Origin of the sequence: Flavobacterium inviolabile, from assembly GCF_013389455.1 — a bacterium.
Lineage (GTDB): Bacteria > Bacteroidota > Bacteroidia > Flavobacteriales > Flavobacteriaceae > Flavobacterium > Flavobacterium inviolabile.
The window spans coordinates 3,679,202-3,698,953 of sequence record NZ_CP058278.1; the positions used below are offsets into that span (position 1 = coordinate 3,679,202).

Annotated in this window: 22 protein-coding genes; 6 read left to right on the forward strand and 16 right to left on the reverse strand. The window is 40.3% G+C overall.

The features are described 5' to 3' along the window. Positions 1 to 6: 6 nt before the first annotated feature. Positions 7 to 924, forward strand: coding sequence for a metallophosphoesterase (locus HW120_RS16595; RefSeq protein WP_177735633.1), 918 nt, complete (start codon positions 7 to 9; stop codon positions 922 to 924). Here HW120_RS16595 and HW120_RS16600 read toward each other — a convergent pair. From HW120_RS16600 to rpsF, 6 genes are all read right to left on the reverse strand, one after another. Further along, the gene (locus tag HW120_RS16600) at positions 914 to 1,549 is read right to left on the reverse strand and encodes a lysoplasmalogenase family protein (RefSeq protein ID WP_177735635.1); all 636 of its coding nucleotides are present in this window, start codon (positions 1,547 to 1,549) and stop codon (positions 914 to 916) included. The genes HW120_RS16595 and HW120_RS16600 overlap by 11 nt on opposite strands. Positions 1,550 to 1,773: 224 nt before the next feature. Next, on the reverse strand, positions 1,774 to 3,774 hold the full coding sequence (gene ligA / locus HW120_RS16605; RefSeq protein WP_177735637.1) for an NAD-dependent DNA ligase LigA: 2,001 nt from the start codon (positions 3,772 to 3,774) through the stop codon (positions 1,774 to 1,776). A gap of 83 nt (positions 3,775 to 3,857) precedes the next feature. Beyond that, positions 3,858 to 4,331 (reverse strand): DUF6495 family protein, encoded by a 474-nt coding sequence (locus HW120_RS16610; protein WP_177735638.1) that lies wholly within the window; start codon positions 4,329 to 4,331, stop codon positions 3,858 to 3,860. Between the two features lie 114 nt (positions 4,332 to 4,445). Next, complete coding sequence (gene rplI / locus HW120_RS16615; RefSeq protein ID WP_177735640.1) at positions 4,446 to 4,889, reverse strand: 50S ribosomal protein L9; 444 nt, start codon at positions 4,887 to 4,889, stop codon at positions 4,446 to 4,448. 15 nt (positions 4,890 to 4,904) lie between these two features. Beyond that, complete coding sequence (gene rpsR, locus HW120_RS16620; RefSeq protein WP_035132889.1) at positions 4,905 to 5,201, reverse strand: 30S ribosomal protein S18; 297 nt, start codon at positions 5,199 to 5,201, stop codon at positions 4,905 to 4,907. Between the two features lie 4 nt (positions 5,202 to 5,205). Beyond that, entirely contained in the window at positions 5,206 to 5,547 is a 342-nt protein-coding gene (gene rpsF / locus HW120_RS16625) for a 30S ribosomal protein S6 (protein ID WP_177735642.1), read from the reverse strand. Between the two features lie 176 nt (positions 5,548 to 5,723). On the opposite strand from rpsF, the gene HW120_RS16630 reads away from it, so the two are divergent. Further along, complete coding sequence (locus HW120_RS16630; protein ID WP_177735645.1) at positions 5,724 to 6,419, forward strand: LytR/AlgR family response regulator transcription factor; 696 nt, start codon at positions 5,724 to 5,726, stop codon at positions 6,417 to 6,419. Here the strand turns inward: HW120_RS16630 and priA are convergent. From priA to nadC, 4 genes are all read right to left on the reverse strand, one after another. Next, a complete protein-coding gene (priA, locus tag HW120_RS16635) occupies positions 6,416 to 8,866 on the reverse strand; it encodes a replication restart helicase PriA (protein WP_177735647.1) in 2,451 nt (816 codons plus the stop codon). The genes HW120_RS16630 and priA overlap by 4 nt on opposite strands. Positions 8,867 to 8,955: 89 nt before the next feature. Then, positions 8,956 to 9,387, reverse strand: coding sequence for a DUF2147 domain-containing protein (locus HW120_RS16640; protein WP_177735649.1), 432 nt, complete (start codon positions 9,385 to 9,387; stop codon positions 8,956 to 8,958). A gap of 22 nt (positions 9,388 to 9,409) precedes the next feature. Continuing rightward, a complete protein-coding gene (locus HW120_RS16645) occupies positions 9,410 to 10,333 on the reverse strand; it encodes a YihY/virulence factor BrkB family protein (protein WP_177735651.1) in 924 nt (307 codons plus the stop codon). Positions 10,334 to 10,383: 50 nt separating this feature from the next. Beyond that, positions 10,384 to 11,241 carry a carboxylating nicotinate-nucleotide diphosphorylase gene (gene nadC, locus HW120_RS16650; protein ID WP_177735653.1) on the reverse strand — a complete coding sequence of 286 codons (858 nt, stop codon included), beginning with the start codon at positions 11,239 to 11,241 and terminating at the stop codon, positions 10,384 to 10,386. Positions 11,242 to 11,329: 88 nt separating this feature from the next. Between nadC and HW120_RS16655 the strand changes: the two genes are divergently transcribed. The 3 genes from HW120_RS16655 (at position 11,330) to HW120_RS16665 (ending at position 13,135) form a co-directional block, all read left to right on the forward strand. Next, positions 11,330 to 11,623, forward strand: a complete 294-nt coding sequence (locus tag HW120_RS16655) for a DUF3861 domain-containing protein (RefSeq protein ID WP_177735655.1) — start codon at positions 11,330 to 11,332, stop codon at positions 11,621 to 11,623. A 374-nt stretch (positions 11,624 to 11,997) separates the two neighbouring features. Further along, positions 11,998 to 12,666 (forward strand): ATP-binding cassette domain-containing protein, encoded by a 669-nt coding sequence (locus tag HW120_RS16660; RefSeq protein WP_177735657.1) that lies wholly within the window; start codon positions 11,998 to 12,000, stop codon positions 12,664 to 12,666. 19 nt (positions 12,667 to 12,685) lie between these two features. Further along, positions 12,686 to 13,135 (forward strand): GNAT family N-acetyltransferase, encoded by a 450-nt coding sequence (locus HW120_RS16665; RefSeq protein WP_177735659.1) that lies wholly within the window; start codon positions 12,686 to 12,688, stop codon positions 13,133 to 13,135. Between the two features lie 53 nt (positions 13,136 to 13,188). On the opposite strand, the gene HW120_RS16670 is transcribed toward HW120_RS16665, so the two are convergent. The 4 genes from HW120_RS16670 to HW120_RS16685 form a co-directional block, all read right to left on the reverse strand. Further along, entirely contained in the window at positions 13,189 to 13,830 is a 642-nt protein-coding gene (locus tag HW120_RS16670) for a porin family protein (RefSeq protein ID WP_177735661.1), read from the reverse strand. Between the two features lie 78 nt (positions 13,831 to 13,908). Further along, positions 13,909 to 15,033: a cysteine desulfurase family protein gene (locus HW120_RS16675; protein ID WP_177735663.1), complete on the reverse strand. Its 1,125-nt coding sequence runs from the start codon at positions 15,031 to 15,033 to the stop codon at positions 13,909 to 13,911. A 2-nt stretch (positions 15,034 to 15,035) separates the two neighbouring features. Next, a complete protein-coding gene (locus tag HW120_RS16680; RefSeq protein WP_177735665.1) occupies positions 15,036 to 15,938 on the reverse strand; it encodes an EamA family transporter in 903 nt (300 codons plus the stop codon). A gap of 75 nt (positions 15,939 to 16,013) precedes the next feature. Then, a complete protein-coding gene (locus tag HW120_RS16685) occupies positions 16,014 to 17,774 on the reverse strand; it encodes an MFS transporter (protein ID WP_177735667.1) in 1,761 nt (586 codons plus the stop codon). Positions 17,775 to 17,897: 123 nt separating this feature from the next. Here HW120_RS16685 and HW120_RS16690 point away from each other — a divergent pair, with 123 nt between their 5' ends. After that, the gene (locus HW120_RS16690; RefSeq protein WP_177735669.1) at positions 17,898 to 18,857 is read left to right on the forward strand and encodes a hypothetical protein; all 960 of its coding nucleotides are present in this window, start codon (positions 17,898 to 17,900) and stop codon (positions 18,855 to 18,857) included. 60 nt (positions 18,858 to 18,917) lie between these two features. Here HW120_RS16690 and HW120_RS16695 read toward each other — a convergent pair whose 3' ends face one another. Further along, a complete protein-coding gene (locus tag HW120_RS16695; protein WP_177735671.1) occupies positions 18,918 to 19,472 on the reverse strand; it encodes a Smr/MutS family protein in 555 nt (184 codons plus the stop codon). Then, positions 19,465 to 19,647, reverse strand: a complete 183-nt coding sequence (locus HW120_RS16700; RefSeq protein WP_177735673.1) for a hypothetical protein — start codon at positions 19,645 to 19,647, stop codon at positions 19,465 to 19,467. The genes HW120_RS16695 and HW120_RS16700 overlap by 8 nt, the downstream gene beginning before the upstream one ends. Positions 19,648 to 19,752 lie beyond the last annotated feature (105 nt).

Here is a 19,752-nt window from a genome sequence, read left to right on the forward strand (position 1 = left end):
AAGAAAATGAAAAGAAGAGATTTTTTAAAAGGAACAGCAGCCAGTTCGGCATTAGTTACTCTGGGAGGTTTATCATTAAGCAGCTTTACAACTGCTCCCGATATTAAAAAAATAACCATCCTTCACACGAACGATGTTCACAGTCATATCGATCCGTTTCCGGCAAGCGATCCGCGAAACCCGAATATGGGTGGTGTCGCCAGACGCGCTACGCTGATCCAGGAAATCAGAAAAGAGAATCCTAATGTATTATTACTGGATGCCGGAGATATTTTCCAGGGCACACCATATTTTAACTATTACGGCGGCGAACTGGAGTTCAAACTGATGAGCATGCTGGATTATGATCTGGCAACACTTGGAAACCACGATTTCGACAACGGTATCGATGGTTTTTATGCCCAATTGCCGCATGCCAAATTTGATTTCGTTTCCGCTAATTACGATTTTAAGAACACTATTCTGGACGGCATCGTAAAACCGTATAAGATTTTCGTTAAAGACGGCATCAAAATAGGTGTTTTTGGCCTTGGCGTGGAATTACAGGGATTAGTCGACAAAAAACTATACAAGGAAACCGTTTATAACGATCCGGTTGAAACGGCAAAAGAAATGACCCGTATCCTGAAACACGAAAAGAAATGCGATCTGGTGATCTGTCTTTCCCACATCGGGTTTAAATACAAAGACGAACCGGACAGGATCTGCGATGTTCTTTTAGCAAGAAGAACTAAAGATATCGATTTGATTATTGGCGGCCACACGCATACTTTCCTGGACAAACCGGTCATTGAAACCAATGCCGACGGAAAACAGGTACTGGTTAACCAGGTAGGCTGCTACGGTATCAATCTGGGAAGAATCGATTTTTATTTTGATGCCGATAAATCAAAATCACATTCCGGAAGAAGTATCACGGTATAGCTTTTTTCCGCTCATCCATCAATAATACCGACTTATAAAGCAGGAATTGCGCGACAACAAACATCGCCATCGCTATTGGTTTAAACACCACTAAAGTCAGATAATACAAATTAATCGTTACGATAAACTGTATAAAAGTAAACAATAAGGTACTTATCAATAAGAGGGTATTTACCTTATTGTTATCCAGTATATAATTCGCCAGGGTAAATCCGCCCAGAAAAATCATAAAAATCCCGTTAACCCAAAAAAGATAAATTCCGTTTTCTATTTCGGCATTGACAAGGTTCGTGACCGTAATATAAATAAAGAAAAAAGGAATACAGCCTACCAGAAAGGGGAAAACCTTAGGAAACACGATTTGTTCCACTAAAATATACACCACCATAATCCGGTAAAGCAAGAAAAACAGGGAGCCAAAAAAGACGGTTTCCTTAGTGGCTGCCACAAAAGCAATATTGGCAACCCAGTTAAACAAAAGCGCCAGGATAAAACCGTAATTCCGGTTATTGGATGCCGAGTTGATATAGTACAGATAAAACAACAGCGGCATTAAAAACGGCTTTGTTATATAGGTCAAGAGTGTATCCTGCTGGTATTCGCTCAAAATCACCAGCAAACTCATAAAAAAGTAAAATATTACTAAAAACCTGCTTGTATAATCTTTCGCTTTTTGCTCCATAACTCAGCACTATAAACTGTAAAAACCCAAAAAAGAAGCATTCAAATTAAAGATACAACAAACTGCCCCAAAAAATACAGAAATCCCGAGAAAAGCATATTCTGTCGTTTTAAAGCAAAAAACCGGACTTTTCAAACCCGAACAGTCCAAAAATCCTTTACGAAAGACTAACCGTTGAGCATCGCAATAAAGTCGTCCTCACTGATAATCTTTACATTCAACTGGCTGGCTTTTTCCAGTTTTGCCGGCCCCATATTTTCGCCCGCAATAACATAATCGGTTTTTTTAGAGATCGAACTGCCCACTTTTCCACCGTTGTCTTCAATCGCTTTTTTCAGATCATCCCTGGAAAATTTTTCAAAAACACCCGAAACCACAAATGTTTTTCCGGCCAGCAGATCCGAAACGGTCGTATCGTGATGCGCACCCATTTCCAGCTGCACCCCAAATCCCCGTAATCGCTCAATAGTGATGCTGTTTTCCGTGTTTTCAAAGAATTCCACAACACTTTGCGCTATTTTCTCCCCGATTTCATCCACCAGCACCAAATCCATCAGCGTAGCCTTAGCAATCGCATCTATCGATTTATAGTGTTTTGCCAGTTTTTTGGCAACCGTTTCGCCAACATAACGAATCCCCAAAGCAAACAGTACTCGTTCAAAGGAAACTTCTTTTGATTTTTCGATACCGTTAATCAGGTTGTCAGCCGATTTTTCCGCCATGCGCTCCAAAGGAATGATCTGTTCCTTTTTCAGTTCGTACAAATCCGCATAGTTTTTCACCAGGCCGTTATTAAACAGCAAGGCAACTGTTTCTCCTCCCAAACCTTCAATATCCATGGCTTTTCGGGAAATATAATGCTGGATACGCCCGATAATCTGCGGCGGACAGCCATAGAAATTCGGACAATAATGCTGTGCTTCTCCTTCTTTCCGTACTAATTCCGTTTCACATTCGGGACAGCTATGAATATAAATTGTCGGTTCTGAATCCTGCGGACGTTTGTCCAGGTCAACCGCTATGATTTTAGGGATTATTTCGCCTCCTTTTTCCACAAAAACTTCATCACCCACCCGGATATCGAGTTTCTGGATCTGGTCGGCATTGTGCAAGGACGCTCTTTTCACTATGGTTCCTGCCAGTTGTACCGGTTCGAGATTTGCCACCGGAGTAATAGCTCCGGTTCTTCCCACCTGGTAGGCAATAGACAGCAATCGTGTTGCAACCTGTTCGGCTTTGAATTTATAGGCAATTGCCCAGCGCGGCGATTTGGCCGTATAGCCCAGCTCATCCTGATACTGCAGGCTGTTTATTTTTACTACCACACCGTCCGTTTCATACGGCAGGTCATGTCTGTGGATGTCCCAATAATCAATAAACGCAAAAACGTCGTCCATACTTTTAGCCAGCTGCGCCTGTTTCGGGACTTTAAACCCCCATTGACGGGCTTTTTCCAGTCCTTCAAACTGGGAAGCAAACGGCAGGTTGGAACCAATTAGCGAGTACAGCAAGCAGTCCAGCGGTCGTTTTGCCACTTCCGAGCTGTCCTGTAGTTTTAAACTGCCTGAAGCCGTGTTTCTGGGATTTGAATAGGGTGATTCGCCTATTTCGATCAGTTCCAGGTTCATTTTTTCAAATCCGGCAAAAGGCAGGATAATTTCCCCCCTGATATCGAATTTCGGAGGAAAGTCTCCTTTTAGCTGAATCGGAACCGCTTTTATGGTTTTAACGTTGTTTGTCACATCATCCCCCTGGAATCCGTCACCGCGGGTTACCGCGCGTTTCAGCTTTCCGTTTTCGTAGGTAATACTAATTGAAGCACCGTCGTATTTTAGCTCGCAGGTGTACTCCAAAGGTACATCACCCAATATTTTCTGGGCTCTTTTTTCCCAATCCAGTAAGTCTTCTTTGGAATACGAGTTATCCAGCGAATACATACGGGATTCGTGCAATACGGTTTCGAAATTTTTGGTAATCGCCCCGCCCACACGCTGTGTCGGAGAATTTTCATCGAAATATTCCGGATGTTTTGCTTCAAGTTCCTGGAGTTCCTTTAGTTTTACATCAAACTCGTAGTCAGAAATCGTAGGGTTATCCAAAACATAATAGTTATAATTGTGTTTATTTAACTCCTCTCTGAGAGCCTGAATAGTTTGTAAAACGTCCATAAAGTAAAAAAATTGGGAAAATTAATTTCAAGGAACTAATTTAACCAATTTCTTATAATTTTTCCGGGGAAATACAGAAATTTCTACTGCTCCAGAATATTTTCCATTTGCTTGTACAATTCGCCATCACTCAGGATAGTTCCCTGCTGAATCAGGTTAAAAATTTCATCATTCCGTTCACCGGCAAATACTTTTTGTCCCCGCTGGATCTCCACATTATCGGTAAACAAATTATCGCTCAGCCATTCCAGTCCGTCTTTTGACAAAAAGTCGGCTTCTGCTACCAAAGAATGGATTACAATTGTCTGCATGTGGATTTCACTGCAATGAAACAGGAAAATATGATTTTTGGAATAATGTTCCAGGTATTTTGCATTCGTCAGTACGCCTTCCCAGATCAAATCGGAGAAGACATCAATTTCCTGTTCTGCCACTTCCGGATTGGTTTCCTTTATCTTGTCCCATTCGGCTTTATCTACCGATTGAGTTGCTAAAAAGTTCGTAAATTCCGGGTGCAATTCCTCCAGCTGTTCTTTTGTTAGTCTGGTATACTTCATTTTTTTGTATTTAATTCTCAGGCGCAGCGCTAATGGGAGCAGCCATTTGTGTCAATATAAAGATATAAAAAAAGCCCTCCCGACAGGGAAGGCTTTTAGGATATTTTAAGAAATTTATGCTTGTTCAGCAACGATTTCATACGGTAAATCAACGATTACATCACGGTGTAAACGCACTGAAGCAGTGTATTTACCAGTACGTTTAACGATACCAGATGTGATGAATTTTTTATCGATAGCGTGACCGTTATTCTCTAAAATCTGAGCGATATCAGCATTAGTAACTGAACCGAATAATTTCTCACCTCCTGCTTTAGCAGTGATTTTGATCTCTAAAGCTTTGATCGCTTCTGCTAAGTTTTTAGCATCTGCAACAACTTTAGCTTCTTTGTGAGCTTTTTGTTTTAAGTTTTCAGCTAATACTTTTTTAGCTGAAGGTGTAGCTAAAATAGCAGCACCCTGAGGAATTAAAAAGTTACGACCGTAACCTGGCTTAACAGATACCACATCGTCTTTAAAACCTAAATTCTGTACGTCTTGTTTTAATATAAGTTCCATAATCTCGCCTCTTTTTTATTTTAATAAATCAGCCACATATGGCATTAATGCTAAATGACGTGCTCTTTTCACAGCTACAGATACTTTTCTTTGGTATTTCAAAGAAGTTCCTGTTAAACGACGAGGAAGGATTTTTCCTTGCTCATTAACGAATTTTAATAAAAAGTCCGGATCTTTATAATCGATATATTTGATTCCAGATTTTTTGAAACGACAATACTTTTTAGTTTTGTTAGTTTCTATATTTAAAGGCGTTAGATATCTGATATCTCCGTCTTTTTTTCCTTTTGCAGATTGCTCAATACTTGACATATAATTAAGCTTTTGTAGATTTTAATTTCGCTCTTCTTCTTTCAGCCCATGATACTGCATGCTTATCTAAACTTACAGTTAAAAAACGCATGATTCTCTCGTCACGACGGAATTCAGTTTCAAAACCAGCTAAGATCTCTCCAGCAGCTTTAAACTCAAATAAGTGATAAAAACCACTTTTCTTGTGTTGGATTTCGTAAGCTAGTTTTTTTAAGCCCCAATCCTCTTTCGCTACCATCTCTGCTCCTTTAGAAGTAAGAAAATCTTCAAATTTGCTTACTGTTTCCTTTACCTGTTGTTCAGATAAAACGGGATTCAAGATGAAAACAGTTTCATAATGATTCATAATAAAAAAATTTATTTGTTATAAAATTGGGTGCAAAAATAGTGATTTATATTTAATCTACAACGTCATTTCCCTTTTTTTACACCTACTGTACATTTTATCCCAACTCTGCTTTGTCATTCCGAACAATTTTGCTATTTTTATTACTAAAATAACCCTTTCATTTTTTTTAGAATATGAAGATAAACTGTATAGTAGTTGACGATAGTAGTATTCAGCGATTAACCATAACCAAATTAGTAAACGAAAATCCAAATTTAACTCTTGTAGGTGAATTCTCAAATGCCATTGAGGCAAAGAATTGCATCACCAACAAAAATGTAGATTTGGTTTTTCTGGACATTGAGATGCCCATAATCAGCGGATTCGACTTATTAGATGGTTTAAAAGCAAAACCGCAGGTGATTTTCATTACCTCCAAAACGGAATATGCGGTCAAAGCTTTTGATTATGCTGCTACCGACTATTTACACAAACCCATTACCAGAGAACGATTTAATGTTGCTGTCAAAAAGGCGATGAACTTTGTATTGCTCGGAAAAGAAAACTCGGAGGAAGAAAGTCCTTACATCTTTATTAAAAGTAATCTCAAAAAATTAAAAATCTACATCTCCAGAATCAAATGGATTGAAGCTTACGGCGATTATGTTAAAGTGATCACCGATGAAGACAATCACCTTGTCCTGTCCACAATGAAAGCCTTTGAAAAAGAACTGCCGAAAGATAAATTCATCCGGGTTCACAAATCGTTTATTGTAAACATTGACAAGATTGACAAATTCAACAGTAAGTTTGCCGAGATTGGCACAAACAAGATCCCGTTAAGCCGAAACAAAAAAGAAGACCTGGTTAAAGCGATCGAAAATACTTAGTAATTATCGACATTAACCGTAACTTTTATCGCCCGGTACTGGGCAACCGCTTCAAAACTATTCAATATTTTTTGGATAGTTTTTTTTGTGTTTCCCAAATGGTTCTTCTGAGGAATCTTGATCAGTATGGTACGGATATATTCATTCCGGATTCTGCTGATAGCCGGTTCTTCAGGACCCAGTATCGGAATTTGCAGTGATTGGGTCAGTACGTTATACATCCACATCGAACCTTCTTTAAGCCGGTCATAATCCCGGTGTTTTAAAGTAAGCTTTATCAGTCTGTAAAAAGGCGGGTATTTAAAGTTATGCCTTTCATAGATCTGCTCTTTATACATACTGCTATAATCGTGTTCGGTAACCTGACGTATAATATTATGGTAGGGATTATAGGTCTGGATCATCACCTTTCCTTTTTTTTCACTCCTGCCCGCCCTGCCGGCAACCTGCGTCATCATCTGGAAAGCTCTTTCGTGTGACCGGAAATCAGGCTGGTTGAGCATATTGTCTGCATTCATAATACCCACCAGCGTTACATTATCAAAATGCAGTCCTTTTGCCAGCATTTGTGTTCCCACCAGAATATCGGTTTCCCTTTCCTTAAAAGCATCGATGATTTTTTCATATCCGAATTTTCCGCGTGTGGTATCCTGATCCATTCTGCCGATGGTTTTGTCCGGAAAAAGTTCTTTCAATTCCATTTCTATCTGCTCGGTTCCGAAACCTTTGGTCGACAGATCGACCGACTGGCAGGCATGGCAATGGGTTGGATTCGCAATGGTGTATCCGCAATAATGACACCGCAGCTGGTTTTTATACTTATAATAGGTAAGACTCACATCGCAACTCGGACATTGCGGCACGTGTCCGCAGGTAAGACATTCCACAAAAGGAGAATAGCCGCGCCTGTTCTGAAACAGGATAACCTGCTCGCCTAACGCCAGCACTTCTGCCATTGCTTCAATGAGCGTATCGCTAAAATGCCCTTTCATTCTTTTCCGCTTGTATTTGTCTTTGATGTCGACTAAATAAATTTCCGGCAAAAAGACTTTTCCATAGCGCTCGGTAAGATTGACCAAACCGTATTTATTGGATTGTACATTATTATAGGTCTCAAGACTTGGCGTTGCCGAACCCAGAAGCACTTTTGCCCCGTGAGCAGAAGCCAGCACAATTGCCGCATCCCTCGCATGGTATCGCGGTGCCGGATCAAATTGCTTATACGTTTGCTCGTGTTCTTCGTCAATAACAATAAGCCCCAGGTTTGAAAACGGCAGAAACAAAGCCGATCGTGCCCCGATGACAATTTTTGCTTTTTCGGAACCCTGCAACACCTGCTGCCACACCTCGATGCGTTCGTTATTGGTATATTTGGAATGGTAAACCGCTACCTGATTTCCAAAGTAAGCCGTCAGCCGGCTGACCAACTGAACCGTCAGGGCAATTTCCGGAAGCAGGTACAACACCTGTTTTTCCTGATACAGGTAAGCTTCGATCAGTTTTATATAAACTTCTGTTTTTCCCGAAGCGGTAACACCATGCAGCAAGGTAACCGCATTTTGCTGAAAACTTTCCTGAATGGCATCCAAAGCATTTTGCTGCGGAAGGCTCAGTTCAAAACCGGCATTTTCCGATTTTTCAAAATGCACCCGGTCTTCCGACAGGTAATATTCTTCAAAAATATTTTTATCAACGAGTGATTTTACGACTGTTGCCGTACTTCCTGCCGCTTCTGTCAGTTTTTTGACCGATATCGGTTTTTTATCCGTGACCTGCAACTGAAAATACTGCAACACCAATTCCCGTTGTTTAGGTGCTCTGGACAACAGCTCCAATAGTTCTGCAAGTTGTTCCTGCTGCAAAAATTCGGAATGCAGACGGATATAACGGGTTAATTTCGGTTTGTATTTTTCGGTTACTTCTTCCTGTAAGATCAAAACGTTTTTCGTCAGCATCCTGTTCAGTACCGGAAAGACATTTTTCTTTCCCAGGATTGCAACGATATCCTCAACCTTTAAAGACGATTGCTGCTGTAATGCCTGGTAAATCAGAAATTCTTCATCGTCCAGTTCTTTTTCATCAACAGCCAAATCTGTTTTGGAAGAAATGATTGTTTCGCTTTCCAGCAAAAATCCGGAAGGCAGTGCCATTTTAAAAACATCGCCGATGGCACACATATAATAGGACGCAACCCACATCCAATGTTCAATCTGCTTTTCGTTTACCAGCGGTGCTTCATCCAGAATCTGGTGAATTTCTTTTGCCTTGTACAGCAACGGTTCATTTTGATGCAGGTCGATCACTAAAGCCGTGTACACTTTGTTTTTTCCAAAAGGTACCGCCACACGCATGCCCTTTTTGATATACTGAAATTCTGCTTCAGAAACCAAATAGGTAAATGTTTTGTTTAAGGCTAATGGTAAAACGACTTCTACGAAATGCAACATGGGATAATTTTGATATACAAAGATAATGGCTATACATAAAAAAAACACTCCCGAAAGAAGTGTTTTTCACCTTATAGTACAGGTATATTTTATTTAACTCTTGACCAGGTTTGTGTTCTGCCTATTAATGATATTCCAACATATCCTCTCACATCCAGCTTATCGCTCCCGTCCAGTTTCACAGTACATTTGTACAACTTCCCTTTGTTAGGATCCAGGATTTTACCGTCGGTATATTCGTTACCGGATTTTTTAAGTCCTTTTATGATTGTCAGTCCTAAAATTGGTTTGTCTTTATCTTCACCGGAACAATCTTTACATTTGGCATTCTTTTTAGCCGGATTTAAAATCTCCACTACTTTACCATAAATCTTTCCTCCGGATTCGGTGATTTCCACAATTGATTTCGCTTCTCCGGTTTCATCATCAACCGTTTTCCATTTTCCTACCACACTTTGCGCCTGTGCTGAAAAAAGACCCAAAAATGCCACAAACAATACCGTCAAAAATTGTTTTCTCATAATTTGCTGTTTTTACGTTTTGTTAAATATATAAATTTTTTCTTTTTAATTTATTAATAGTTGCGTTTAATTCGAATCCTAATAATAAAATCATACAGTTAATCCATATATAGAACATCAATACAAGAAGTGTACCAATTGATCCGTACAATTCATTATAACGGGCAAACCGAACTACATAAATACCAAACACATAGGAAGAGATAATTACTAAAACGGTTGTAAAGATAGCCCCCGCATTAAAAAAAGGGATCTGCTTGGTTTCCCTTGTCCCGAATTTAAAAAGAAAGGAAGCCGAAACAAAAAGCATGATCAGGATAAAAGCATACCGGGCCAGCTGTATAAAGAACACATCGTCCAGCAGCAACCGGTTGGACAGTTTCTGGATAATTACTTCCGAAACCACTATCGCCGATACCGTGATTAGCAGCAGCATGGAGAAAATAATAGACAAGCCTATTGCTACCGCATACTGCCTGAAATATCCTCTTGTAATTGTAATATGGTAAGACGATTCAAAGCCGCCCAAAACCGCATTTAATCCGTTTGACATTAAAAATATCGACAAAAAGAAACCCGACGAAAGCAAGCTCTTGTAACTGTTATTCATAATATCCTTCAAAATAGCTTCTATCGCACCATAGGTATTGGGCGGAACACTATCGGACACAAACTTTAGAAAATCTTCCTGAAAACCTTCCAGCGGGATATACGGAATCAGGTTTAATATAAACAGTGCAAAAGGAAACAGTGCCATAAAGAAGCTAAAAGCAATTGCCCCGGCTCTATAGGAAAAAGCTCCTTTTGCAATACCGATTCCATACAATTCCAGCAAATCGTATAAAGACAAACCTCCAAGTCCCGGAACTTTTATTGTTTTAATAAAAGCCATAAGCTTGTTCAGTACCGGTATTTTTTCAATCTGATCTTCGATTTCTTTTGACACCTTTGTTAATTGGGATTAGGTTTGTGGATTATTTGGATGAAATATACAAATTAAATCGCTTTAAGACTCAAATCAAGATTGTAAATTGAATGGGTCAGGGCGCCGGAAGAAACATAATTAACACCGCACTCGGCATAACGGCGCACCGTTTCTTCATTAATACCGCCTGATGATTCCGTAAGGCATTTCCCTCCTATCATTTCAACCGCTTTCCGGGTATCGTCATAATTAAAATTATCCAGCAGTATCCGGTAAACTCCTTCATTCTGCAAAATTTCCTGAACTTCATCCAGGTTTCTGGCTTCTACTATAATTTTAAGATCCAGATTTTTTTCTTTTAAATAGGCATTTGTTTTTTCGATGGCTTTTGTTATCCCTCCGGCAAAATCATTGTGATTATCCTTTAGCATGATCATATCATACAAGGCAAAGCGATGGTTTTCGCCTCCGGCAATTTTTACCGCCCATTTTTCAATAGCCCTGATTCCGGGTGTTGTTTTCCGGGTGTCCAGTATTTTGGTATTGGTTCCTTCCAGCAAATCCACAAATACTTTTGTTTTGGTCGCTATGGCACTCATACGCTGCATGGCATTCAACACCAGTCTTTCGGCTTTTAAGATCGATTGCGAACTTCCGGAAACGTGAAAAGCGACATCGCCATATTTTACCGGTGTTCCGTCTTTTATAAAAACGTCCATCTGAAGTCCGGGATCAACATACTGAAATACCATTTGGGCAAATGCCACTCCTGCCAGAATCCCTTCGTCCTTTACCAGCAGTTTTGCTTTGCCTTGTGCCGTTGCCGGAATACAGGCTAAAGAACTGTGATCGCCGTCACCAACGTCTTCACGGATGGCATTGGCAATTATTAAATCTAATTCGTGCTGAAATTGTGCTTCTGAAATCATGTATCTACTATTGAGATGCTAAAATAAGGATTCATTTGAAGATTTGAAAATTTATAAGTACTTTAAGCCTTTATTAACGCTGACTCAAATGGAAAAGAAAACCAATACCTATCGCTTAAAACTGGAGTATCTTTCTGATATAAAAGGAGAAAATCCGGAAAAAGAACCGCTTGAATTTACCTTTCACAATCACGATGATATTTTCAGCATCGTTGAAATACTGACCGAAAAAGCCCTTTTTGAAAACCCGGGCGACACCACAGAATTTGCACTGGGTTTAAAGTTGTTTACCGAAGTAATGCTCCGCAATCGCAAACAGCCTCTATTTGAAGAGTTAAGTCCTGCCATTGCTGCTTTTATGAAAAAACTAAAAGCTTCCTGATTTTTTAAATTTTAATGGTAAAAATCTGTCATCGCCGCTAAAATTATGCAAAGAATTGCCTAACTTTATAGGAGCAACCGGTTCATATTTCAGACTTATGTGGCACAGCAAAAATTTAAGGCTCTACTTTGAATTTTACAAAAGTACACTGGCTATTAATCTCTTTATTTCGCTGATATGGATATTCAATAGCTTAGGGACTTTCTTTGTATCCTTTTGTACCTTCGGACTGCTGGCTGCCTTTATCTTTAAGGAGTATTACCGCAAAAACGATTACTTTTTTTATTACAATACCCATATCAGCCGGAACAGTCTTTTTCTCTTTTGCTTTATCACCAACCTGTTTGTCTGCCTAATTTTTAAAATACTGAGCTATGAAATATTGCCTTGAAGCAGATAGTATTATAAAATCCTATGATGACAAACCTATTCTTTCGGACATTTACCTGAAATGTGAAACAAACGACATCATTGGTATTCTCGGCAGAAACGGCACGGGCAAATCCACTTTATTGCAAATTCTTTTCGGCACTCTGGAAGCCGAAAATAAGTTTATCCGGATTAACAACCAGGTTTATAACGAGCCTTATAAAGAAAACGACCTCGTTGCTTTTTTGCCGCAAAACCATTTTATTCCCAATTATTTCAGCGTAGCCAAAGCGATACGCCTGTTTGTTCCCGCTGAAAAACAAAAAGATTTCTATGACGATTCGCTGATTAACGCGATTAAAAACCAGCAGATCCGGGAACTTTCGGCAGGAGAATTGCGCTATCTTGATGTACGGCTGGTTTTATTCAGCAAGGCGAAATTTGTTTTGCTGGACGAACCTTATTCCAGCATATCCCCGATGCTGATTGAAGACATCAACAACCTGATTATTACAGAATCAAAAGAGAAAGGCATCATCATTACCGACCATCATTATGAAAGTCTTTTAAAAATTGCTACAAAACTATACCTGTTAAAAGACCGGCAAACCTATCTTATACAGGACAAACAACAGCTTGTTGCCATGGGCTATTTAAACCGCAACATGCTCTGAACTGAACAATACTTTTTCCATGAACATTATCACAACAACCAAAGGCGACTTCACGATTTCAACCGACAAATCAAAACTTGATCTGACTGTTATTCATGATTATTTAGCCAACGAATCTTACTGGAGTAAAAACATTCCCAAAGAACGTATCCGGAAATCCATTGCCAATGCTTTATGTTTCGGCATTTATTATAAAGACAAACAAATCGGTTATGCCAAAGTGGTTTCCGATTTTTCAACTATGGCCTATCTGGGCGATGTTTTTGTACTGGAAGACTATCGCCGACAAGGGCTTTCCAAATGGCTGATGGAAACCATCATGTCCCATCCGGAATTAATCGGCCTGCGCCGTTGGATATTACTCACTTCCGATGCTCATGAATTGTATAAAAAATTCGGATGGCAACCTATAGCCAGCCCGGAAAAATGGATAGAGATTCACCGTCCGGATATTTTCCGGGAATCCTAAAAACAAAAAGGCAGTATTTTTCAATACTGCCTTCTTTATTATGTTTGTCGTTATTATTTTAAAATCACGTTTATACCCACATTCAGCGCTCCTCTTGAGTTCGTTACTTTAGAGAATTTATTCGTTTCATAGATTTCAGTCAAACCGACCTGCTCATCATATTCAACAAATATTTTCAGCTTATCGGTAACCGGGATCTTAACCCCTATACCGACATTCGCACCAAAGTCGGTTGTTTTAAAGAAATCTTTTACATCGTTTTTAAACCTTGTGTCTTTTGCGTTAACTAAAAAACCAACATAAGGTCCAAAATGCAGATACCAGTTTCTTTTCTTTCCAAAATGCCAGTTTGCCGTTACCGGAATGGTCAAATAGTCCAGATTAAAGTGGGTATTGTATATTACCGTTGCATGAACCGGATCGAAGGCATCATTCCCAAACAGCAGATAACCGTCATTCCATCCTTTTCTGTCATAGATCAATTTGGCTTTAACACTCCATCTATCCGAAAAGTAGTAATCTGCAGCTATACCGGCATTCCAGTTAAAACGGGCATCCGAAGTACCGTCTTTCCCTCCGATATAGGCATAATTCGCGCCGATATTTGCGCCAAATTCAACATCTCCTTTGCTCTGAGCGCCTGCATTAAAAACAAGACCGAAAACAGCAATTGCTGCAAATAATACTTTTTTCATTTTATTTTTTCAAAATTTCGGCAAAAATACTATTTAAAGCATACTTTGCAAAAAATTCACAAAATAGTATTACAAAAATCAGACAGCTTTTAAGGCTTCCACAAACAGGTCGATATCTTCTTTAGTATTGTCATGACCTAAGGAAATGCGAAGGCTCGGTTTTTTAATGGCTTCATCAGAAAGAATCTCCGCCAGTACATGAGAAGGTTTGATACTTCCGGATTGGCATGCACTTCCTCTGGAAACAGCAATTCCTTTCATATCGAGATTAAACAGTATCATCGCTGTTTTATCGTCCGAAAACGGCAGCAGCACATTCACAATATTATAAAATCCTTTTTCGCTTCCGTTTATTCCGGTTTCCGGAAAGGCTTCCTTTAACGCCGCTATCAGATAGTTTTTCAAGTCAGTGATATGCTGTTGTTCCGCTTCAAGGTTTGCATACGAAAGCTCCAGGGCTTTTGCCATTCCGGCAATCTGATGAACAGCTTCCGTTCCGGCACGCAGTCCTTTTTCCTGTTCCCCGCCAAAAAACAAAGGCTGAATTCCGGTATTTTTCCGGATAAAAGCAAAACCGGCTCCTTTTGGTCCGTGGAATTTATGAGCGCTGCCAACAATAAAATCAACCGGCAGCGTTTGCAGATCGAACGTTGTTTTCCCTACCGACTGTACGGTATCGGAATGAAAATAGGCTCCGTATTGTTTGCAGATGCGTCCTGTCCGCTCCAGGTCAAGTACCGTTCCTATTTCGTTATTTACATGCATCAGGCTAACCAACGTTTTTTTATCCTGCGCGAGTAAATCGCTCAGATGGGTATAATCGATCTCACCATTCGGCAAAATACTGACATAATCCACCGCAACAGCATATTCTTTTTGAACAGCCGCCACGGCATACAAAACTGCATGGTGTTCTATTTTAGAGGTGATAATCCGTGTTACTCCCAAATCCCTTACTGCCGAGCGGATAATCCAGTTATCGGCTTCCGTTCCGCAGGACGTAAAGATAATTTCCTGCGCATTGGCATTTAGCTGTTTTGCAATGGACTTCCGGGCTGTTTCCAGCAATACTTTGGCACTACGTCCAAAACTATGTGTCGAGGACGGATTCCCGTAATCTTCCGCTAAAACTTTTATCATTTCCTGAACCACTTCCGGTCTGACCGCCGTAGTAGCCGCATTATCCAGATAAACTTTTTTCATAACTAAATCTCTAAATGTTTTTTATTGCGCTTAAAAAGCAGTTTTTCATTAAAAACCACAATGGAAACCAAAATTAAAAAATAGGCGGTCAGCTGTAAAAGACTCACCTGTTCTTTAAAATAGAAAATCGCGAGCAGGAAATTGATGATCGGGTTGATATAGATCATGATTCCTACCGTTGCGGAACTTACTCCTTTGAGCGCATACAAATTTAAGAACAATGGTATAATGGTAAACAGCACTACAATAATGAGCAGGCAAATGTAAAACAAGCCTTCCGTTGGCAGTACGCCGCTGTATTTCGGGTAAAACGGCAGCATGATGCTTCCCGCTACCAGCAGCTGAATGTTCAGCAACAGGAATTTGTCTATTTCGCTGTTTTTTCGCTGGCTCACCAGATACAGGGCATAAGTAGCCGCCACGATCAGGCTGAAAAAGATATCCATAAAATGATTATAGGACAACAACACGCAGCTGAAAACACTGATTCCTACCGCCGCCCACTGCCACTTACTCAACTTTTCTTTCAGTATAAAATAGGCAAAAACGGTGGTTAGGATCGGGCATACCATATAGGCAAACGAGGCCGCCTTTACACTAACGTGGTTCATCACAAAAATAAAAAAGAACCAGTTCGCCATTAGCAATATCGATCCGCCGAACGTCAGAAACAATATCTGCCGCTTGTGGTTGGGCAGCATATTTTTAAAGTCCGACCAATTCTGCTTTACAACATTACCGCGAAACACCACATTAACGACCGTCATTAAAATTACTCCGAGGAAAACACGGTAAAATAATATATCAAGCGACGGGTAATGATGAATGGGTTTTAATCCTAAACTGAAGAATCCCCAGATCAAAAAGGCTACAAAAGCAGCCAGGTAGTATTTTGTTGTTTTCATCAGAAAATAAAATTCGGAGCAAAGGTACTAATTTCCCCTGCTCCGAATTTTATTTTATCTTTTTCTTAATCTTTATTAATGGGCACCTTCAATTTCTATGGAATCCACGTCGATCTTTTGTTTCGCCAAAATGGATTTTACAATGATGGCGAAGAATGTCAGGTAGGCAAAGCAGATTACCGGGATAATATAGGAATTGTGAATCCCGATAATATCGGCCAGTTTTCCCTGGATCGGCGGAATGATTCCGCCTCCTAAAATCATCATGATTAAAAAGGCTGAACCCTGTGCGGTATATTTCCCTAATCCCATAATGGAAAGGCTGAAAATGGCCGGCCACATGATACTGCAGGCCAATCCTCCTGCCAGGAAAGCATAAATGGCGATCGTACCTTCCGTAAGCAATCCGGTTAGCATCGCTACTAATCCGATACAGCCGAAAATCATTAAGGTTCTTGCCGGTTTGTCTTTACTCAAAAAGAAAGCGGCAATCTGTACGAATACGCAAACCACATAATAATACAACGGCGACATATCTTTTTCTGCCAGCGTATTCACGCCGATGATAATGGAGAATGCAAGCAACGGCACAACAATGAGCGCCAGATTCTTTTTATTTCTACTCAGGTTAAAAACGCTGATGGCGCCTGCCCAGCGGCCAATCATCAGGCTTCCCCAATACATGGAAATATAAGGGGCAATTTCGGAAGACTGGTGTTTCCCGAATTCCGGCAGTTTTAACAATTCTCCCAGGTTACTCCCGATAGCCACTTCGACACCCACATAGGTAAAGATGGCCAGCATTCCTAAAACCAGCTGCGGGTACTGCATCGCGCCCCAGCCTTCACTGCTTTTTTTGGCATTTCTTTTGGCCAGCAGCAATCCGCCTACAATCACAACCAGTGCTCCGGAAAGCCAGTACATTCTGGTTTTCTCCAAAGCCGATTTTAATTCATGGGCTTCCGTTTCTATGTTTTTAATAACACTTTCTGCCAGAGCAGCATTGTCATCAATCGAAATATTTGATTTTACGTTTTTAATTTCTTTTTCCAACGATTCAATTTTCAAAGCATCATCACTTTTGTAGCTATTGAAAACCGGGATAAACATCACCGCCAGAAGTACCGTCATGACAACCAGTGTACGGATCGCTTTGTTGGCTTTTTCCATCGGTTCGTCAGATATACCGGCCGGAACCTTTTTGGAAAAATAGAACAATGCCGCAGCCGCTAAAAATAAAAGCCCTACACAGATGTAAAGCACGATTACCTTGTCCAGTTCCAGATGCTTGATCTGATCGTCTGTAATTGACGCTGTAGTACCAAATAAAGCCAGTCCTACGACTATGGGACCGATAGTTGTTCCAAAGGAGTTAATTCCTCCACCTAAGTTCACCCTGCTTGCCCCTGTTTTCGGGTTGCCCAGTGAAATGGCAAAAGGGTTGGCTGCCGTTTGCTGCAATGAAAAGCCCAGCGCAACGATAAACAAGCCCACCAGCATTCCCAGATAGACATTACACTGTACCGCTATTATCATGGCTCCCGCTCCCAAAGCAGAGAACAATAATCCGTAGACAATACTCTTTTTATAACCCCAGTTCCCAACGATATCCTTTCCTTTTGAAGCACCAAAAATAAATAAGAGCAAAGCGCCCAGGTAATACGCCGTATAAAAGGCAAAATCAATTAGCTGGGACTGGAACTGATCTAATGAAAAATAATTTTTACAAAAGGGAATAAAAATGCTGTTTCCAGCCGCTATAAAACCCCAGAAAAAAAATACCGTAATAAGGGTATAAAGAGCCGGATAATTGGTCTTAGTTGGTGATACTTCCATATATACAGGAACTTGGTTGGTTAGTTATTAGGATTTCAAATATAACAATTAAGTTGAATTTGATTCAATCCGCTTAGTAGTAAATGTAAAAAAAGTTACTTTTGTTACAAATTCTATGATAAAATGAAAAAAATATTTGGAGCATTTGTATGCCTGTTTTTATTGAACGGATGTGACGATGGCGATATCGTTGTTGAAACTTTTGATTTTGGTAGCAGCAGCATCCAGAAATGCAGCAACAGTACGGACACCCAGACCATTCTTACCAGAACCAACAAAAACCAGCTAATGCTGATCAATGTGGCGGCTTCTAATTTCAAGAACCAGGAAACTGTGGCCGGCACCCCGATAACCATTACCACAACCGGATCGGAAATCATATACCGTTCCTACAGTGACGATGTTACTTCTGCAGCGGTTTGCTCGACCATTCCTCCGGTAAGTCCGGTAGTAGCGGAAGAATACCGGGTGCTTCCCGGCGGTACAATCGAGATCGTAACATCCATGCTTCCGAATGTAAATGCGTCATCATTAGCAACAAGCGTTAGCTATAACCACCAGATAAAATTCAAGAACGTACAGTTTTCAAACGGGGCTTCCACGATCTCTTTCCAGGAATATCTTTTCGGTACCTATACCCCGACCACTAATACGCTTTCGTTCTCTTTCACCGATCCGACCATCAAGAACTGTACGGATAATAAGATCTTCCTGCAAAGCAGCAACCAGGCCTTATTATTGGATTTACCGGCAGCTTCCTATCCGAGTGACGCAGGAACACAAACCATTACTTTAGACGGAACCAACAGGGCAATATACCGACTTTATACAGGAGGTGCTGCTGCCGATTATACTACCGATTTAATCTGCTCCGGTACTCCGGCAACTCCTATCATGCTGAGTGAAGAATGGATCGCCAACGAAGGTACTGTTACCATAGTGACCACTGCTATTTTTGGAGTGGACAACACGACAATAATCGGTTACAAACACAATATCAAATTCACCAATATCCGATACAAAAAAGGAAGTCAGTCGTTCCTGCATCCGGAATATACCTTTGGTGACTACAGAACAAATTAAGACAAAAGTATTCTAATTATACTAAAAAGCCCAAACATGATGTTTGGGCTTTTTTATTGCTTAGCGGTTTGCGTTTTGCTTGAAATAAACTTCCGTTGCGCCTAATCCGTACTTCTGATAATCGGCATCCTGAAACACGATATTGTCGTATCGTCCCAAAAGAAAATCCAGTTCTGCTTTCAGGATCCCTTCGCCTACACCATGAATAAAAACGATCCGCGGTATCCTGTTTCGCATCGCAAATTCAATTTGTCTTTTTGCCGTTTCCGTCTGTAATGTCAGAATATCATAGTTCGACATTCCTCTTTTAGACGGCACCAGTTTTTCGATATGCAAATCGATTTCCAGTACAAAATCATCCTTCTTAGAACGCTTTTCCTTAACAAAAGAACGCTTTTTAGGCAGCTCTTTCTCCTTCAAAACGGCATCTAAAGTCTGACCTGAATTAAACACCTCTAATTTACTGGAATTATTTATTTTAACCAATTCGTTGACAAAATATGTCATCGTGAATCCGTCGGTAGTTTCCACTATAATCTGCTCTTTTTGGAATCCTACAACTACTCCGTTTATGTTGTCGTCGAGCACGGCAACCTGGTCCCCTATGTTAAACATCCTCTTCTTCTCTTTCCTGATTTTCACTTGGCACTTTAGCCATCAGCCGCATCATCCCGTAAAAGAAAATAACCACGGCTATAACCTGAATCCAGACATTGGGATGTGGCTGCGTTTGTTCGTACAGTCCCCAGCCTCCCATTCCAAACATTACTATTATAAAAATTGTTTTCATCGCTATTAGTTTACTTTTTCAAAAATAGGAAACTTTACAAACACCGCATCTCTTTTCGGCCGAATATCTTCCGGCGCTCATTTTCCAAACAGCAGCACCTTCCTA